16 protein-coding genes and 1 pseudogene are annotated in these 14,425 nt (G+C 68.9%); 10 read left to right on the top strand and 7 right to left on the bottom strand.

Features of this window, described 5'->3' with window-relative positions:
* Positions 1 to 8: 8 nt before the first annotated feature.
* Positions 9 to 1,130 carry an FAD-dependent monooxygenase gene (locus tag ACTWPT_RS15285; RefSeq protein WP_443178020.1) on the bottom strand — a complete coding sequence of 374 codons (1,122 nt, stop codon included), beginning with the start codon at positions 1,128 to 1,130 and terminating at the stop codon, positions 9 to 11.
* 79 nt (positions 1,131 to 1,209) lie between these two features.
* Here ACTWPT_RS15285 and ACTWPT_RS15280 point away from each other — a divergent pair, with 79 nt between their 5' ends.
* Positions 1,210 to 1,932: a TetR family transcriptional regulator gene (locus tag ACTWPT_RS15280; RefSeq protein WP_443178019.1), complete on the top strand. Its 723-nt coding sequence runs from the start codon at positions 1,210 to 1,212 to the stop codon at positions 1,930 to 1,932.
* A 222-nt stretch (positions 1,933 to 2,154) separates the two neighbouring features.
* Here ACTWPT_RS15280 and pip read toward each other — a convergent pair whose 3' ends face one another.
* From pip to ACTWPT_RS15265, 3 genes are read right to left on the bottom strand one after another with little or no spacing between them, the layout of a single operon-like run.
* Positions 2,155 to 3,114, bottom strand: coding sequence for a prolyl aminopeptidase (pip, locus tag ACTWPT_RS15275; protein ID WP_443178018.1), 960 nt, complete (start codon positions 3,112 to 3,114; stop codon positions 2,155 to 2,157).
* Between the two features lie 47 nt (positions 3,115 to 3,161).
* Positions 3,162 to 3,719 carry a DUF6624 domain-containing protein gene (locus ACTWPT_RS15270; protein ID WP_443178017.1) on the bottom strand — a complete coding sequence of 186 codons (558 nt, stop codon included), beginning with the start codon at positions 3,717 to 3,719 and terminating at the stop codon, positions 3,162 to 3,164.
* Positions 3,720 to 3,750: 31 nt separating this feature from the next.
* A complete protein-coding gene (locus tag ACTWPT_RS15265; protein ID WP_443178016.1) occupies positions 3,751 to 4,650 on the bottom strand; it encodes a neutral zinc metallopeptidase in 900 nt (299 codons plus the stop codon).
* 185 nt (positions 4,651 to 4,835) lie between these two features.
* Here ACTWPT_RS15265 and ACTWPT_RS15260 point away from each other — a divergent pair, with 185 nt between their 5' ends.
* The 6 genes from ACTWPT_RS15260 to ACTWPT_RS15235 all read left to right on the top strand — a co-directional run bounded on the left by ACTWPT_RS15260 (position 4,836) and on the right by ACTWPT_RS15235 (position 9,944).
* Positions 4,836 to 5,867, top strand: a complete 1,032-nt coding sequence (locus tag ACTWPT_RS15260) for a hypothetical protein (RefSeq protein ID WP_443178015.1) — start codon at positions 4,836 to 4,838, stop codon at positions 5,865 to 5,867.
* 31 nt (positions 5,868 to 5,898) lie between these two features.
* On the top strand, positions 5,899 to 6,312 hold the full coding sequence (locus ACTWPT_RS15255; RefSeq protein ID WP_443178014.1) for an MmcQ/YjbR family DNA-binding protein: 414 nt from the start codon (positions 5,899 to 5,901) through the stop codon (positions 6,310 to 6,312).
* Positions 6,313 to 6,626: 314 nt separating this feature from the next.
* On the top strand, positions 6,627 to 7,217 hold the full coding sequence (locus ACTWPT_RS15250) for a hypothetical protein (RefSeq protein ID WP_443178013.1): 591 nt from the start codon (positions 6,627 to 6,629) through the stop codon (positions 7,215 to 7,217).
* Positions 7,218 to 7,307: 90 nt separating this feature from the next.
* Positions 7,308 to 7,901: a DinB family protein gene (locus tag ACTWPT_RS15245; RefSeq protein ID WP_443178012.1), complete on the top strand. Its 594-nt coding sequence runs from the start codon at positions 7,308 to 7,310 to the stop codon at positions 7,899 to 7,901.
* Between the two features lie 70 nt (positions 7,902 to 7,971).
* Complete coding sequence (locus ACTWPT_RS15240; protein WP_443178011.1) at positions 7,972 to 8,493, top strand: nitroreductase family deazaflavin-dependent oxidoreductase; 522 nt, start codon at positions 7,972 to 7,974, stop codon at positions 8,491 to 8,493.
* Between the two features lie 89 nt (positions 8,494 to 8,582).
* On the top strand, positions 8,583 to 9,944 hold the full coding sequence (locus ACTWPT_RS15235) for an acetamidase/formamidase family protein (RefSeq protein ID WP_443178010.1): 1,362 nt from the start codon (positions 8,583 to 8,585) through the stop codon (positions 9,942 to 9,944).
* 31 nt (positions 9,945 to 9,975) lie between these two features.
* Here ACTWPT_RS15235 and ACTWPT_RS15230 read toward each other — a convergent pair whose 3' ends face one another.
* Both ACTWPT_RS15230 and ACTWPT_RS15225 read right to left on the bottom strand, forming a co-directional pair.
* A complete protein-coding gene (locus ACTWPT_RS15230; protein ID WP_443178009.1) occupies positions 9,976 to 10,992 on the bottom strand; it encodes a protein kinase family protein in 1,017 nt (338 codons plus the stop codon).
* The gene (locus ACTWPT_RS15225; protein ID WP_443178008.1) at positions 10,993 to 11,691 is read right to left on the bottom strand and encodes a class I SAM-dependent methyltransferase; all 699 of its coding nucleotides are present in this window, start codon (positions 11,689 to 11,691) and stop codon (positions 10,993 to 10,995) included.
* A 221-nt stretch (positions 11,692 to 11,912) separates the two neighbouring features.
* Here ACTWPT_RS15225 and ACTWPT_RS15220 point away from each other — a divergent pair, with 221 nt between their 5' ends.
* Both ACTWPT_RS15220 and ACTWPT_RS15215 read left to right on the top strand, forming a co-directional pair.
* The gene (locus ACTWPT_RS15220; protein WP_443178007.1) at positions 11,913 to 12,398 is read left to right on the top strand and encodes a hypothetical protein; all 486 of its coding nucleotides are present in this window, start codon (positions 11,913 to 11,915) and stop codon (positions 12,396 to 12,398) included.
* Positions 12,385 to 13,536, top strand: coding sequence for a phosphotransferase family protein (locus tag ACTWPT_RS15215; RefSeq protein WP_443178006.1), 1,152 nt, complete (start codon positions 12,385 to 12,387; stop codon positions 13,534 to 13,536). Before ACTWPT_RS15220 ends, ACTWPT_RS15215 begins: the two co-directional genes overlap by 14 nt.
* Before the next feature lie 58 nt (positions 13,537 to 13,594).
* Here the strand turns inward: ACTWPT_RS15215 and ACTWPT_RS15210 are convergent, their stop codons facing one another.
* Positions 13,595 to 14,089: an ATP-binding protein gene (locus ACTWPT_RS15210; RefSeq protein ID WP_443178005.1), complete on the bottom strand. Its 495-nt coding sequence runs from the start codon at positions 14,087 to 14,089 to the stop codon at positions 13,595 to 13,597.
* A 236-nt stretch (positions 14,090 to 14,325) separates the two neighbouring features.
* Between ACTWPT_RS15210 and ACTWPT_RS15205 the strand changes: the two are divergent.
* Positions 14,326 to 14,425: pseudogene (locus ACTWPT_RS15205) on the top strand (IS607 family transposase); the annotation flags it as partial.

Raw genomic sequence — 14,425 nt, 5'->3', positions numbered from 1 at the left:
CGGGCCTTTCACGTGCTCCTGCTGACGAGCGGCGACCGGACCAGCACGTTCCTGGTCCACATCCCCAGGCGGTTCTTGGGCACCATCATCCGCACGTTGGGTCCGATCCGTTGCTTGCTCCTGACCAGGCCCCGGTGCCCTTCCTGGTAGCGCCGGAAGGCCGCCGTGTGGTCGGGGACGGCCGCGAGCGCCTCCGCGAGCCGGTACGCCCCCACGATCGCCAGCTCCGCTCCCGCCCCCGAGGCCGGCGAGGCGCAGTAGGCGGCGTCGCCGACGAGCACCACCCGCCCCGACGACCACGACGGCATGCGTACCTGACTCAGCGCGTCGAAGTAGAAGTCGGGATCGTCGAGCGCGGCGGCCAGCAGCTCGCGCACCCGCCACGACGTCTCGTGCCCGAACGCCTCCCGTACCAGCCGCTTGTGCTCCCCCACGTCGCGGTGGTCGTAGGTCAGCGGCCCCGACCGGAACATGAAGTACGCCATGGCCTGCGTGTGGGTGCCCGACCGGTAGATGCCCGCCATCTTCCCCGGCAGGTTGTACATCGTCACGTAACGGTCCTCCCCCAGCGCCGCGTCCGTCTTGGCGAAGGCGAAGTAGTGCCCCATGTGCCGCATGAACCCGCGCTCGAGCCCGAAGGCCAGCCGCCGCACCGTGGAGTGCAGCCCGTCCGCCCCGACCACCAGGTCGAACCGTCTGCGCACGCCCCTGTCGAAGGACACCGTCACCCCGTCCTGGTCCTGCTCGATGCCCTGCACCGCGGTGCCGAAGAGGTGCTCGACACCCGATCCGCCCGCTTCGTGAAGCAGCCTCACCAGGTCGCCGCGCATGATCTCGACCTCGCCGCCCCCGCTCTGCAGACGTCGCATGTCGATGCGGGCCGCGGCCCGGTCGTCGGCGTCGACGAACTTGATGCCCCGCACGTCCGCCGCCGTCTCCACGACCCGCGGCATGATCCCCATCCGCTCGGCCACCGCCATCGCCTGATCCCGCAGGTCGACTCCTTGCCCGCCGGTGCGCAGCTCCGGGGCTCGCTCGACCAGAGTGGGCCGCAGCCCGTGCCTGGCCAGCCAGTACGCCAGCGTCGTCCCCGCGATGCTCGCCCCTGCGATCAGAATTCGCCCGTTCATCGTTTCCTCCCTGACCATCGGTCAGTGCGTCACTCTAGGCTCCAGACCCGGGGTCAGGCAAGTGCGTAGAATCGGCGGCGTGACGGACGACACCCGCTCGCGGATCCTCCAGGTGGCGCTCGACCTGTTCGCCGCGCGCGGTTACCACGCCACCTCGATCCGCGAGATCGCCGAGCGCCTGGAGCTGACCAAGACCGCGGTTCTCTACCATTTCCCCAGCAAGGGCGCCCTCATCGCGGCGCTGGCCGAGCCGATGCTGACCGACATGGAGGCGGCGCTCGACGCGGCCAACCGCCTGCCGGCCGGCGACGAGCACCGGCGGCGGTGGGCCGTCATCGAGGGCCTCCTGGACGTGTGGCTGACCCACCGGTACCTGCTCAGGCTGCAACTGAGGGACCTGGCGCTGGCGTCAGAGGAGCCCATCTTCGAGCGTTTTCGAGACGCCGCCGTCCTGGCCGAGCACATCATCGCCGGGCCGCTCGCCGATCACGTGGTGAGGATCCGGGCGGTGCAGGCGTTCGCCATGCTCAGCGACCCCGTCGTGATGTTCGCGGACCTACCCGCCGACTTGCTGCGACCCGCCGTCCTGTCAGGGGTGAAACGCCTGATGGAAGAGCCGCCCCCGAGCCGCGCGACCCCACGGCCGGCAGGACGCAGGCGCGGCCGGCCGGGGGCGCTGGGCCCGGAGGCGGTCGAGACGGCTCGGCGCATGCACGCCTCAGGCGAGCACACCGCCGCCGAGATCGCCCGCAGGCTCGGCGTCTCCCGCGCGACGCTCTACCGGCATCTTTCCGGGCCTTGATTTCGAGACACAATATGCGACATTTTCAAGACACTGCAGGCCCCTTCCGGTCGCCGTACGAGCCGGAAACGTTAAATAGGTGGTGGCCGAATGGGGGCCGCGATTACCGTCGTGATCGTGCGAACCCGCGGCTCACCGTACGGAATCGACCGACGGCGCGGCGATGGTCACCGGGCACCGTCCTCAGCCCTCAGATGATCGCGAGCCGCAGGGTTCCCCATTTCACCGGTCGGCGAAGGCGTCCAGCGCCGCGAAGATCTCTTTTCGCATCGTCTCGCTGCCGGTGTGCCCGGAGTCGTCCACCACGACCAGCCGGGCGTCGGGCCACTCCTGGGCCAGGTGCCATGCCGTGTCAACCGGCCCGCCCAGGTCCAGGCGGCCGTGGATGAGCACGCCGGGGATCCCGGCCAGCCGCCCGGCCTCGCGCAGCAACACGCCTTCCTCCAGCCAGGCGCCGTTGGAGAAGTAGTGTGAGCAGATCCGCGTCATCGCCATCACGGCCTCGGCGGGCCGGTCGCTGTAGGCGTTCGGCTTGCCGTTGGTCTCCAGGGAGATCACGGTGTCCTCCCAGATGACCCAGTCGCGGGCGGCCTTCTCACGGACGGCGGGGTCCGGGTCGGCCAGGAGCCGCGAGTACGCCGCCAGCAACGCGAAGGTGTCGCCGTCGCGGTCGCCCTCCGGAACGCCCTGCCAGAACCGCTCGCATTCCTCGGGAAAGAACCTGCCGACGCCTCGGTAGAGCCAGTCGATCTCGAAGCGGCGAGTGGTCGTCACCGAGGGGATGACGATCTCCGACACGCGCCCGGGATGCGCCTCGGCGTAGGCCAGGATCAGCGTCGAGCCCCACGAGCCCCCGTACAGCAGCCACTTGCCGATGCCCAGATGCTCGCGCAGCCGCTCCATGTCGGCGATCAGGTGATGCGTGGTGTTGGCGGTCAGGTCGGTCGCCGGGTCACTGGCGTGCGGCCGGCTGCGGCCGCAGTTGCGCTGGTCGAACAGGACGATCCGGTAACGCTCCGGGTCGAAGGTCTTGCGCATGCTGACCGAGCAGCCCGAGCCCGGCCCGCCGTGCACGACGAGCGCGGGCTTGCCCTCGGGATTGCCGCAGACCTCCCAGTAGACGAGGTTGCCGTCGCCGACGTCGAGCATGCCGTGGTCGTACGGCTCAATCGGGGGATACAAGCGGATGGCTCCTCTCCACGAATGTAACAGCACTTATATATTAGCCGTCACTCGAGCGACTTGAGCTCCTCCACGTACTCCTTGAGCGGCTTCAGCCCGACGTCCGCGCGCCGCTCGTCCACCTCCGCCTCGTCCTCGATCGGGGTGCGGGGGCGCCAGTTCCCCTGCGGATCTGTCTCCCACTGCGTGCCGTAGACCTGCGGCTTCTTCTCCGCCACCCGCACCCGATCCACGAGATAGGCCAGGTCGGAGGGATCCGCCTCGTCCTTCTCCACGGCCTGGCGCATCAGCTCCAGGCCGCGGCGCTGCAGGTCGAGGTCGCGGTCGGCGTGCTGGATCAGCGCCCAGGCGGCGTGCGCGCCGTCCTTGCCAACCATCGAGTGGCCCGGCCAGCCGTGCGCGTCGAGGATCTGGCGCATGCGGTCGGTGTTGGCCTTCTCCACCCGGTTCCAGTCCTCCTCGGACGCCTCCAGGGTCCGGACCTCCTGGTCGACCTTCAACATCTGCAGCAGCTCGGCGCGTAAGCCGGGATGGGAGGGCGGGTCGTCACCACAGGCCGCGACCGTCATGAGGCCGGCGAGCAGCCACACGACCAGTGCACGCATGCCCGCTCCTCCCGCGAAGGCCGGCTGAGGATCACGCTACCTTGGACGACGGCGCGGTCCAGGTGTTGCACGATCCCGGATCGCCGGTGGCGAAACCACGCCTCATCCACGACTTGATGGTGGACGTCTTGCCGAACCACCGCCTGTCGCCGGGCTCGTCACCCTGGACGATGTCCAGCAATTCGTTCCAGTCGTTCGTGGTCCTGCCTTCGATCGGCCACACGCTCTTCATGAACGCGCCACCGAGGCATTCAGCCTGCAGGCTCTGGCGGCGCTCCTGCTCGTCGTATTCCGTCTTGTTGCGATAGCGCAATTTGTCGTAGGCGGCGGAGATGCCGAGGAGCTTCTGCACGTGGTAGCCATACATGGAGGACGCCGTGTTGAACAGCCACAGGTCGTAAGGGTCCTCGAGCCATCCCTTGCCGAGCTGGAAGACCAGCGTGCCATTACGGCCGCAGTACCACGCCTGCGAGTCCTCTTTTCCTATGTCGAAGCCGCAGTAGTTCTTGGGAATCCGGCTCATGTGCCGGACCTTGACCTTCTCGTAACTCAGTCCGGCGTTCGTGAGATGCTGCTCCCACGTCGTTTCCAGGCAGGCGACGACCGCGTCCAGATACGCGCGGGCCAATTTGAGATTGTTCCGCTTGAGCTCGGATTCCTCGCACGTGGTCGTCGGCAGCGCACCTGCCTCGTAGAGCGGGTTCTTGGTGAGCTGGGGGTCTTTTACGGGATACGCGGCCGCCGAGGTGGGGGCCGTGACCGCGATCGACGCCGTCAGGACGCAGGCCAGCGCAGCGCTCTTCAATAGTTTCACGAAGCGTGAGAATAGGGCCCCGGCGGTAACGAATGCTAGATGCAATTTTCTGGCCCATGCCGCTCGAGCTGTTCCGGTACGGCCCGGCTGAGCCTTCGCGGCCATGACAAATGTCATCCCTGATCCCCGCGAAATTCCCTACGGTATGTAACTGCCTGCCCTCGGCAGGTGGTGAAGCCGGCCGTCGAGAACCGCCACGCCGCCGTCCGCCGGGCCCGCGACATGGGCCGGCTCTGAGCCCGCGCCGTTTCTGTCGGATCCGCCTGGCACGCTCGTCCACCTCACCTCGAGAAGGGATCTGGATGAGCACGCCATCTCCCAAATCCGCCCGGGCGGACGTGCACGTGAGCTACCACCAGATGCTCGTGACGGACAGGTCGGGCGCGGACCACCCCACGCGCGTCCCCAACGGGCTGACGGCGTCGGCCCCCGGAGCGGCCGTGATCCTTACCGGCATTCATACCGGGGTCGTGGACGTCACGGTCCAGCTCACCGACTCGCCTCCTGCCACCACGGCCGAGGGATGGGACGAGGTGGAGGAGGTCGAGCTGATCACCTTCACCGGCGAGATGCGGGTGTGCGGCCTGATGAGTGACCTGCCGGAGGCGCTCCCCAACCTCACCCCGCTGGGGCCTGGTCGCTACGGCATGCGCGTCCACGTCCGTGGCCGCGACCTCGATCCCGCCGCGGTGCCGGCCGTGCCGTTCGAGTTCTACCTGGTCACCGTCTGGCCCATCGAGGTGGGGGCGCAGGCGCGCGCCAAGCTCGGCGTGGGCGTCGCCGAAGAGCTGGGGCTGCCGGACAAGAGCAGCGAGATCCGGCGGTGGGCCAGCGAGCACGCTCAACCGGAGCACCAGCCGGGACGCCGCGCCAGGGAGACCTCAAGTCCCCCGCCGCCCTCGCCCGTCCTCGGCATGGCCAGGGCGTCGGAGCATCGGTTACGCATCGCCAACCCGTACCAGACCCCGGCCGCCGAGCCGGCGTTGCCCGAGGGGCTGGTCGGCGCGGTGCCCGACGCGGTGGTCATCAGGACGCTCAAGGGCCGGGGCATGGTGGGAGTGCACGTGCGGTGGGAGCAGTCCGGGGCCGGCAGGCCCGTCTCGAGGTGGGAGGAGGCCGAAGAGATCGAGTTCGTCACGACGACCGGCATCATGCGGGTCGAGGGCATGTCGACCTACCACGACGAGGAGCCGCCGAACCTGACCTACCAGGGCGCCGGCCGCTACGGCCTGCGCGTCCACGGCCGTTCGCGCCGGGGCGAGCGGCCGTCGAACCGGCCCGGCGAGTCGTACCTGCTCGTGGTCTGGCCGATCGCGCTGGGCGCCGGGGCGTGAACTGTCGGTGCCGGGTTCTAGGCTGCCTGGCATGGCAGACGGTTGGACGGATGCGGACGTCGAGCGGGTGTGCGGGCGGCTGACCGAGCTGGTCGGCGGGCTGCCCGGAGTGGTCGCAGAGGACTCCTTCGGGCACGTCGGGTTCATGGTGGGACGCAAGCGGATCGCGTGGGTGCTCATCGACCACCACGGGGACGGGCGGCTGACGCTCGCCGTGAAGGCGCCGCCAGGCGAGCTGGAAACGCTGATGGCCGCCGACCCGGCACGTTACTTCCGGCCCGCCTATGTCAAGTCGTGGGTCGGCGTGGACCTGCACGAGGTCGAGCCCGACTGGGCGGAGATCGGCGCACTGCTGGAGCAGGCGTGGCGGATGACGGCGGGCAAGCGCGCCGTGGCGGCGTACGACGCCGAGCATGCAGGACGGGATCGGGCGCACGACCCCTGAGCCCCGGTCACTCCGCCCTCCGCTGCGGAGTCCTGAACGCGAACAACCAACACAATCCACCACAGAACCAGGCGAACGCCCGAAGTGCGGCGTACCCTCGCGAATGTGACCCCCCTTCAGCACCCGCTGTCCCCGGCACACCCGCCGGCCGGCGCTGCCGTCGAGGCTCGCTCGCACTTAGCCAATGGCCCCGCCGCACCCTCACCCGGCGACGCCCACCCCGCTCGCGCACTCCTGCCCGGCGACGCCCACCCCGCTTTTGCACTCCTGCCCTGCGATGGCCCGCCTGCCTACACGCTCACCCGGAGCGGCGCATGACCGGCGTGGGCACGCGCGTGGCCTTGGTCCCCGATCTGGGTGAGGACCTGGCGCGCGCGATCGAGGAGTTGGAGCGGCTGCTCCTGACGTTGCAGGCCGCCGAGGACGCCGGCGCGACGTTACCCGGCCCCTTGGCGAACGGCACCGCGCTGACCGCACTGCGCAGGCTGTGGCGAGCACTCGCCCCGACCCAGGGCCAGCGCGCCGCGGCCGCCAGAATGGCGGGCCGGCTGTACGCGCCGGGCGGCCGGACGGAGCACGTTCCCCTGCGCCTGGTGGACGTCAACCCGATCGACGTGGTGACGCTGTCAGCCGCCGCCGCCGCGCTGGGCATGAGCGCGGCGGGCCCAGGCGTGGTACGCGACGCCTTGGAAGCCGGTGGCGCGAACCCGTCCGGCACCGATCTGGTCGCCACCGCCGCCAGCATCAGCGGCCTGCTGGACCTGGCCGACACGGCCGAGTCCATCGTGCTGCGCGAACGCCTGGCCGCCGCCGGCCCCGGCGCCGACGTGGTGCTCACGCCGGCGGTCGAGGAGGCTTACCAGGCGACCGCGGACCGCCTCAACGCGATGTGGCCCCGCCGCTGACACGCGCTCACGCACGCAGCACGCGCGGCCCATCCGGCACCCTGTCGCGTTCGCACGAAGCCCATCCCCCGAAATGACACAATGATCGGCATGACGGTATCGGACCCCAAAGCTGACCTCCACCGCTATTTGCAGCTCGCCCGAGAGGCCCTGCTGTGGAAGCTCGACAGCCTCTCCGAGTACGACGTCCGCCGCCCCATGACCCCGACCGGCACCAACCTCCTGGGCCTGATCAAACACGTGGCCAGCGTCGAGCTCGCTTACTTCGGCGACACCTTCGGCCGCCCGTCCGGTGAGCCGCTGCCCTGGTTCGAGGACGACGCGGAGCCCAACGCGGACATGTGGGCGACGCCCGACGAGTCCCGCGAGCAGATCATCGGCCTGTACCACCGGGCCTGGGCGCACGCGGACGCCACGATCGACGCGCTGCCGCTGGACACGATCGGCCGCGTCGCATGGTGGCCGGCCGAACGTCGCGAAGCCACCCTGAACCGGATCATGATCCACGTGATCGCCGAGACCAACCGCCATGCGGGCCACGCCGACATCGTCAGGGAACTGATCGATGGCACCACCGGACTGCGCGCGGACAGCAGCAACCTACCGTCCGGCGATGAGACGTGGTGGGAGACGTACCGGAGCCGCCTGGAGCAGGCGGCGCAAGAAGCGGGCAAGTCTGAGTAGACCAAACGCTTGCTAGGGAACTATCCTTGGCCCCTCACCAGCGCTTACCGGATCCGGACGTGAGGTCACCGTGGTCGAGCAGCAGCAGTCCAGCGGCGGGTTCAAAGCACGCGTCAGCAGTGCGCTGCGCCCGTTCTTCCAGTGGCTCGCGGGCACCAGGGGCTTCGCCCTGATCGCGCCCAAGATCGTGCCGCCCCTGGACCGCCTCGTCAACCGGATGACCGGCGGCCGCGCCCTCATGGGCGACCAGTTGATCCCCCATCTGCTGCTCACCACGACCGGCAGCAAGTCGGGGCAGCCCCGCGAGACCCCGCTCGCCTGCCTGCCCGAGGACGGCGGCACGTTCCTCGTGGTCGGCAGCAACTTCGGCAGGGAGCACCACCCCGCCTGGAGCGGCAACCTCCTCAAGACCCCGCAGGCCACCGTGAGGTTCCATGGCCGCGTCATCCCCGTGACGGCCGCCTTGCTGGCGGGCGCCGAACGCGAGCAGGCCTGGCAGGCGCTTACCGGCTTCTGGCCCCTCTACCAGGGCTACACCGACCGCTCCGGCCGCGAACTCCGCGTCTTCCGCCTCTCTCCGGACGTCCGCTAAGCACTCCTCGCGCTCGCGGAAACGTCCTGCATACCGGGATGTAACCGGCGTCCTCCACTATCGGTGGCGGCCGCATTGCGAGGAGAGACATGAGAGTGCCGAAGAGCCCGACCGACGTACGCGAGGCCCTGATCGCGAGGCTGGAGCGGCGGCACTTCCTCCGCGCCGCGGCAGTCGTCACCGGTACCGGCGGGGCGTTGCTCGGCGCGCGTTCCGCCGCCTCTGCCACCCCGCCGACGAGCCTGCCCAGGGAAATACTCCAGCCTCACAAGGGCCCGATCCACGGCAAGCACTACCTGCCGTCCGCGGTCGAGCAGGTCCTGTGGGGATATGTGCCGGCCGTGGGCAGCCGGCCGGTGCTCCGCATGAAGTCGGGTGAGACGGTCACCATCGACTCGGTCTCCCACGAGGGCATCCTGGAGGACCAGGGCCGCGACCCGATCGCGTACTTCGGCGAGCACGGCGTGCCCCGCGCGAACGTACTCCAGGACGCGATCACGATCGCCCGCGACTATTCGCGGACGACACGGAACTTCGACGTCGACGGGCCGCATGTCGTGACGGGTCCGATCTACGTGGACGGTGCGCAGCGCGGCGACGTACTCAAGATCGAAATGCTGTCGATCCTGCCCCGCGTCCCGTACGGGGTCGTGTCCAGCCGGCACGGCAAGGGTGCGCTGGCCCGCACGTCCAACGGCGGGGCACCGGACGGGATCACCGTGGACGAGGTCATGCCGCCCGTGGCGACGGACGGACGACCGACCGGCGACCCGACCCGCTACGGCAACGTGTCGGTGTTCACGCCGGTACGCCGCGGGCGGAAAGGTGCGCCGAGCGGCGTCATGAAACGCGGAACCTCCGGCGAGGTGACGTTCCCGCTGCGCCCGTTCATGGGGATGATGGGGGTCGCCTTCGCCTCCGCGGACCGGCCGACCGATCCAGCGCTCAACTCGATCCCGCCGACCCTCGGCGGCGGCAACATCGACATCAACCTGCTCGGCGTGGGCGCGACCTTCTACCTGCCGGTGTTCGCCGACGGCGCGCTCTTCTACACCGGCGACCCGCACCACGCGATGGGCGGCGGCGAGGCCGCGCTGACCGCGATGGAGGGCTCGCTGCGTACGACGTTCCGGCTCACGGTGTGCAAGCCCGGCTCCGGCGACGCACCGTCGGTCGCCTTCCATTACCCGTTCGCCGAGACCCCGCAGGCGTGGGTGCCGATCGGCCTGTCCGACCCCGACGGCTCTCAGCACGGGCAGGTGAACGACCTCGACATCGCCATGCGCCGGGCGGTCGTCAACGCACTCGACTTCCTCGAACACGACCAGGGCATGGACCGCGCCGTCGCCTACGCCTATTTGTCCGCCGCCGCCGATTTCGAGGTGTCGCAGGTCGTGGACCGGACGACCGGCGTGCACGGAGTCATCGCCAAGGAGCACTTCACGGCCTGACCGCAACCTTGATCGCCTGGCGTCGGTCCACTCACTGTCCTGCAGCTCGCTTGAGTTCCTCGACCGGGTACGGCGTCCGCTTGGTCTCGGTGATGAGGCGGCGGTGGAAGTCGTTCATGACGAGTGCCGTCCTGGCCTGCCGGTCAATGATCGCGGCGAGAGCGGACGGGACGTGCGCAGGCCGGGTGTCGCCCGCGATCCAGTCGCGGAGGAACGCCTGGTCCTGAGCGCCACCGGGGAGGTGGTAACGCAGCAGATGGGCCGCGGTGTAGTGCTGATCGTAGGCGAGGTGATCAGACAGGAACGTGGCCTCGCCTGCCGAGAGGTCGAATCGAGAAGAGAGCGCGAGCCCGAAGTCCGCGAAATAGATGAGGCGGCCGTCGGTCAGGACATTGTGGAAATGCGCGTCGAAGTGAACGAGGCCGTTGGCGCCCATGAAGGCGGTTCCGCGCGCGAGAGCACGTTCTGCCCAGGCGTACGCGTCACCGTCCTGGCGGTCGCGCAGCCAGGCGCCCAGTGTCTGGGGGATGTGCTCGAGGAAGAGCACCAAGCTGAGCGAGGACCGGCCGATGGCCTCCAGTCGCTCGCGCACGGCAGGGGAGCCTTCCCAATGCTCGACCGCCCCGTCTATGCCCCCGAACTCGTCGGCGAATCCCGCCGGAGGGGAATCGGGTATGACCCGCCAGTGGTACATCAGCGGGAAACCGTCGTAGGTGTTACCGAGGACCCAGTTGGTGGTCATGGTGTGGGTCGCGAGTTCCCGCCAGGCCCCGAATCCGGCCGAGCCGATGCCGTACTGGTAGAAGGTGGGCAGGTCGAAGAGGTTGGCCGTCGATCGGAGGTGTTCCGGCCGGGTTTCGAGGTCCGTCAGCGGGACCCGCTTGACGAAGACCTGCCTGCCGTCGACGTCCAGTTCCGCCGATCTGCCGCCGATCCCGGAGCCGTGCGGCGTGGCGGCGTTCACGAGGTCGATGATCTGGCGGTCGCTGAGCAGCGACAGCCGGGTGGAAACGGCCTGGTAGGCGGCCAGGCGTACCGCGTGCGACATTCACGGCTCCCGGCGGCGGGCGATGAACACGTATTCGCGGCTTTCCTCGGTGAACGGCTCGTGCGCGAAGCCGCCGTACAGCGCTTCCAGCTCGAGACCGGCGATGTCGATCAGCCCGAGCCACTCGTTCTTCGTCCCCCACCAGAAGGAGCTCGTCGCGCCGTCGTCGAGGACGATGTCGATGCGGTTGTCGCCCACGGCATAGCGGATCGTGTGCGGTACGGGTTCGTCCTGGTGCTCGCCGTCCAACTGGGCGGCGATGCGATGGTCGAAGGCGATGGCGTTCCAAGCGAAGCGTCCCTGCGGCGCGAGCGAGGCGGCGACACGCTCGAAGGTGCGGCGGCGGTCGGCCCAGGTCGGCAGATGTTGAAGCGATCGGAACGGGCAGTAGATCAGCGCGGCCGGCTGGTCCACCGCGAAGTCGCGCATGTCGCCCGCACGCAGGTCGAGCTCCACTCCTGCGTCGGCCGCACGGGTCCGGGCTTGGGCGAGCATCGCCGGCGAGGTGTCGATGCCGATGACCCGCCGGCCGGTCGCCTGCGCGACCGGGATCGCGACCCGCCCGTTGCCAACCGCGAGCTCGACCAGCGGCCCGTCCGCTTCGCGGGCGAGATCGACGTAGAACGCGACGTCGGCCGTCATGTGAGCCGACCATTCCTCGTAGTGGCTCGCGAACGTCTCGTCCCAGGTGGTCGTCACCGGATCATGCTCCCATTTTCCGGTGGGGAGCCGCAGCTCTGTTATGGCGAGCCCAGGAGGCCGAGGGAACGCAGCCAGTCGGCGGACCGGTCCATCCAGGTGCCATAGACCGGCGCGGAGGTCTGCATGAAGGGGGCGCCTGCGACGACCTCCGCCGAACGGCCGGCTCAACCCTCCACAGCTCGCTCACGGGCGATCGCAGCGGGTACGAGATGGCACACGTGCTCGACACCCACGTGCTGCTCCATCTGGCCAACGCGTCGATCCTGACCGGGATCATGTTGTCGGCGATGACCAGGTGGGGTTTCTTCCGGTACTGGTGGGTGCTGACCAAGTTCGCCATCACGATGTCCCAGCTCTACGCGGCCATCTTCCTCCTCAGCCCTCGGCTCACCGCCCTGGCGGAGGGCGTACACGGCTCCGACCCCGCTCTGCTCGTCGCCACAGTGCTCATGGCCTCGGCCATCGCCTTCCAGGCCTGGCTATCAGTGGCAAAGCCGTGGAAACGCACCCCATGGGCGGAAGCACGCCTTGACGTCCCTCTACCGCCCCGGTGGGTCATTCGCCTCACGATGCTGGCGCCGGTGCTGGATCTGCTGCTCGCCGAGGCCGTCTTCGGGCACGCCGCACCCCTGTTCACCACGCTCACCGCAATCGGCTACCCCATCTGGCGCGGGATCAGGCTCGCCGGGCATGCCGGCGGCTGACAATGCCCAGATGCTGCGGGGGATGTTCACCGACGCTGCCGCTACCTCGCGCCCCGAAATGGCTGGCACCGTCAGGAGCGCCGTGGAAATGATCGTTTCCCGCTGGTGGAATGGGTCTGCTCGTGTTCGTGAGCTGTATGCGTGTCTGGGATGGGTGGAGATGGCCGACGCCTTGTGGGGGGAAGATCGGGACCGGCCGCGTCTGGAGATGCCACGTGCCACCGGGGGTCGGAGGTTGGCGTGGGCGGACTTGCCCACCGAGGTCGTCGTGGGTGTTGAGCGGCTGCTCGGCGCCACGGTGATCGCCGCAGCCGGTCAGTCAGGGGGCTTCTCGGAAGGGTTGGCGGCTCGCGTACGGCTGGCCGACGGCAGGGGTGCGTTCGTCAAGGCCGCGCAGTCGGCGCGGGCACCGGCGGCGGCAGGGTTCCACCGCCGGGAGGCGGCGATCTCTGAGCGGCTTCCCGAGCAGGCGCCGGTGCCACGCTTGCTGGGCACGTACGACGACGGCGACTGGGTCGCCCTGGCCTTCGAGGAGATCGCCGGCCATCTTCCCGCGCAGCCGTGGCGTGGGGAGGAGTTGCAGCGGGTTCTGGAGACGGTCGGCGAGTTGGTGGCACTGCTCACGCCGTCCCCTATCGATCGGGGGATCCTGGCCCAGCCCCGGCTGGGTGGGTGGCAGGCGTTGACGCCTCGCCGCGAGCGCGACGCCTTGGCGGCGGTGGCGCCGTGGGCGGTGAACCATCTCGATGACCTGGTCGCGGTGGAGGCTGCGGCGGAGTCGCCCTTCGCCGGAGACACACTGCTCCACGGGGACCTGTATCCGTTCAACATCTTGGTGAATAGCGATCGCGTGGTGGTCGTCGATTGGCCGCATGCGTGGGTCGGAGCGCCGTACTGTGACGTCGTCACGTTGCTGTCGAGCGCGCGTTTGAGCGGCGTGGATCCGCAACCTCTTGCCGACGCCCATCCGCTCACCCGTCATCTTGCTCCGGCGCAGATCGACGACCTGTTGGTTTTGCAGGCGGGGTTCTTGTTCAAGACCGCCGTCATGGCAGGGCGGATGGCGGATCGCTATCTGCTCGACATGATGGTCGCTCTCGCCCGGGCGTCGCTGCGTTGGCTGCACGAGCGGTGGTGAAGCTCGAGGTCACACGGCTCAAGGTGATTCTGGAAGCCTAGGTACGTACGGCGGGGCCTCAGGCGGCGACCGCCGCCAGAGCGTCCAGGGACTCGACGGGGGCGTCGGCGAAGGCCGGGAGCTCGAACCAGATGGCCTTGCCCCGAGCCGTGGAAACACCGCCCCAGCGGTTGGAGAGCATGTCGACCAGGAACAGCCCGCGCCCGCTCTCCGCGTCCACGTCGACGGTACGCATGCTCGGCAGTTCAGGGTCCTCATCCTCGACCTCGCACCGCAGCAGCCCATCCGCAGCGGAGAAGCCGAGGCGAACCTGCCCGTACGCGTGATCAACGGCGTTGCCGACCAGCTCGCTCACCAGCAGCTCCGCGACCTGCACCTGGTCCTCGAAACCCCACTCGGCCAGCGTCGCCCGGGTCAGCCGGCGCGCCCAGCGCACCGAGCGAAGGTCGGGTGCGAGCGACCACGAGGCGGTCCGGTCGCACAGCACCACGCCCGACGTGCTCTCGCGATCGAGATCGTCGGTCGGCTGGATTCGGCGCTGATGCTGATCCATGGTGTCTCTTAGGTCCTCGCTTCCAGTGAGCTGATTGCTCACACCACGAGAATGCCTCGGTGAGGTGCCACCACGAGACGTGAGAACTCCCCATATAGGTACCTATTCCGGAGAACCTACGTACCTACGTTCCGAGAAGCTGCGCTCCCGATCACCCGGAACGGGGTTAGGAACTGCTCTCGGATAAGTGTCCATGAGTGTCTTTTAGGTGTCACGAGTGCTGTATGATCTTGTGCATGAACCTGACGGAATGGGCACGCGCACAGGGGATCGCCCCGCGTACTGCGTACCGCTGGTTCCGTGAGGGCACGTTGCCGGTCCCTGCGGAGCGAGTGG

It is taken from the genome of Nonomuraea sp. 3N208 (assembly GCF_052245935.1).
Lineage (GTDB): Bacteria > Actinomycetota > Actinomycetes > Streptosporangiales > Streptosporangiaceae > Nonomuraea.
Note: the sequence above shows the minus strand (reverse complement) of the source record. Positions and strands in the feature narration are given on the sequence as shown.

Coding starts and splice junctions, on each gene's coding strand:
- ACTWPT_RS15285 (WP_443178020.1), bottom strand. CDS start 1,130: ATGAACGGGCGAATTCTGATCGCAGGGGCGAGCATCGCGGGGACGACG.
- ACTWPT_RS15270 (WP_443178017.1), bottom strand. CDS start 3,719: ATGCGTGCACTGGTCGTGTGGCTGCTCGCCGGCCTCATGACGGTCGCG.
- ACTWPT_RS15265 (WP_443178016.1), bottom strand. CDS start 4,650: ATGACATTTGTCATGGCCGCGAAGGCTCAGCCGGGCCGTACCGGAACA.
- ACTWPT_RS15260 (WP_443178015.1), top strand. CDS start 4,836: ATGAGCACGCCATCTCCCAAATCCGCCCGGGCGGACGTGCACGTGAGC.
- ACTWPT_RS15255 (WP_443178014.1), top strand. CDS start 5,899: ATGGCAGACGGTTGGACGGATGCGGACGTCGAGCGGGTGTGCGGGCGG.
- ACTWPT_RS15250 (WP_443178013.1), top strand. CDS start 6,627: ATGACCGGCGTGGGCACGCGCGTGGCCTTGGTCCCCGATCTGGGTGAG.
- ACTWPT_RS15245 (WP_443178012.1), top strand. CDS start 7,308: ATGACGGTATCGGACCCCAAAGCTGACCTCCACCGCTATTTGCAGCTC.
- ACTWPT_RS15235 (WP_443178010.1), top strand. CDS start 8,583: ATGAGAGTGCCGAAGAGCCCGACCGACGTACGCGAGGCCCTGATCGCG.
- ACTWPT_RS15230 (WP_443178009.1), bottom strand. CDS start 10,992: ATGTCGCACGCGGTACGCCTGGCCGCCTACCAGGCCGTTTCCACCCGG.
- ACTWPT_RS15215 (WP_443178006.1), top strand. CDS start 12,385: ATGCCGGCGGCTGACAATGCCCAGATGCTGCGGGGGATGTTCACCGAC.
- ACTWPT_RS15210 (WP_443178005.1), bottom strand. CDS start 14,089: ATGGATCAGCATCAGCGCCGAATCCAGCCGACCGACGATCTCGATCGC.